The sequence below is a fragment of the Pseudomonas sp. FSL W5-0299 genome (assembly GCF_005930655.1).
Taxonomy (GTDB): Bacteria; Pseudomonadota; Gammaproteobacteria; order Pseudomonadales; family Pseudomonadaceae; genus Aquipseudomonas; species Aquipseudomonas mandelii.
Genome location: NZ_RXHX01000093.1, coordinates 1 through 1,277 on the forward strand (window position 1 = coordinate 1; position 1,277 = coordinate 1,277).

The 1,277-nt window shown below is 55.3% G+C and carries 2 protein-coding genes; one reads left to right on the forward strand and one right to left on the reverse strand.

Annotation, left to right across the window (positions count from 1 at the left end; translation table 11 throughout):
* Positions 1-237: hypothetical protein (locus FHL16_RS33730; RefSeq protein WP_077750546.1), on the reverse strand; the 237-nt coding region annotated here is incomplete at its 3' end.
* Positions 238-763: 526 nt separating this feature from the next.
* Between FHL16_RS33730 and FHL16_RS33735 the strand changes: the two genes are divergently transcribed.
* Positions 764-1,120 carry a DUF7079 family protein gene (locus FHL16_RS33735; protein ID WP_077750545.1) on the forward strand — a complete coding sequence of 119 codons (357 nt, stop codon included), beginning with the start codon at positions 764-766 and terminating at the stop codon, positions 1,118-1,120.
* Positions 1,121-1,277: the final 157 nt, after the last annotated feature.

Here is a 1,277-nt window from a genome sequence, read left to right on the forward strand (position 1 = left end):
CATCACATCGACCGAGGCCAGGGTCTCGACCAGATAAACCGCCAGGGTTTCGGCCGAGGCCTCGGGGTCTACGGAAAACAGGGTGCTGCGTATTCGCGGGATAGCTTTGATATCGGCATTCGACGGGAAGTGGAAGTCGAGCGCTCGCTCGGCGGCTTCGTTGAGCTTTTTGGAATCGGCGGATTCGTAGGGGGAAACGTCGTCGGTTCCCGGGGGATTGGGTGTGGCCTTGAACATTGTGATGCTCCTTGATTAGTGGAGCTGCCACCATTCGCGGTCAAACGAATGAAGGTGGCAGCTGTACGCGGGTTGACCGACCGGAAATCAAGGAATCCGGCACACCCGAAGATGTCCCGCGCACAGCCACCGCAAAAAAGCCGGAAACTTTTCTTGGGCACTGGTGCGCCTTGATTGAGTCGGACGGTCAAATCCGGACGCTGAATTGGCAGCGACCCGGAAACGATAGAGCCCAGGCCCAAGGCGCACAAGCCGGCGGATTCTGGCGCAGCCGTAGGCAACGGCGCAAGGATTTGTAGCTTTCAGGAAGTAAACCCGGCGGGTTTTAAACAAGCGCCCGCAAATCATGTTGAATAAGCAGGCGCGCACTCACGACAAACAACAAAAGTGTACGGCGACTTGCGTCTACCGCTGTACGGGGAAAGCCCCTCACCGTCCATGATAAAAATACCGCTCTCGTGCGGTACGGAAATGGCGCAGTCACATCACTGCATACGTTCGACGCAGAACTAGAGGAGCTGGCCCATTGGGACATCTGACAACTGCGGAACGAGCAAGCATCCAGATCGCGCTGGCAGAGGCTTTTGTAGACAGCTCCGTCGACTACGCCTCTATCGCAGAACGAATCCGGGGCTATGACCCAAAGGTCGTTGAGGACATTTTGTACTCAGAGGTCGCGCCTGTGTGTTTCAGCAACCTCGAAACGCCAGTCCCTCCTGTCTGGACTGGTTTTAAGGATGAATGGTTGCTGGATGAAATAGCCAAAGAACTAAAAGCGCGAAAAAACAGTTGGCTACGACGTAACTTCGACTTGTTAAAAGTTGCATGGCTTCGCTACAGCTACGGTTACATTTGGAAGGAGCTCATGAAATTTCGTGCTTAACGAGAACGAGGCGATACGCAACATGTGACCGGGGGAGCATGACCGGCGATGAAACCGGCCGGTCTTGCGGCCAACAAAAACCCCCAGTGATCGGCAGACCACTGGGGGTTCTTCGCGTTTGAAACGTACGAGTCGCGGCTATGTCACTTCTGGCCCT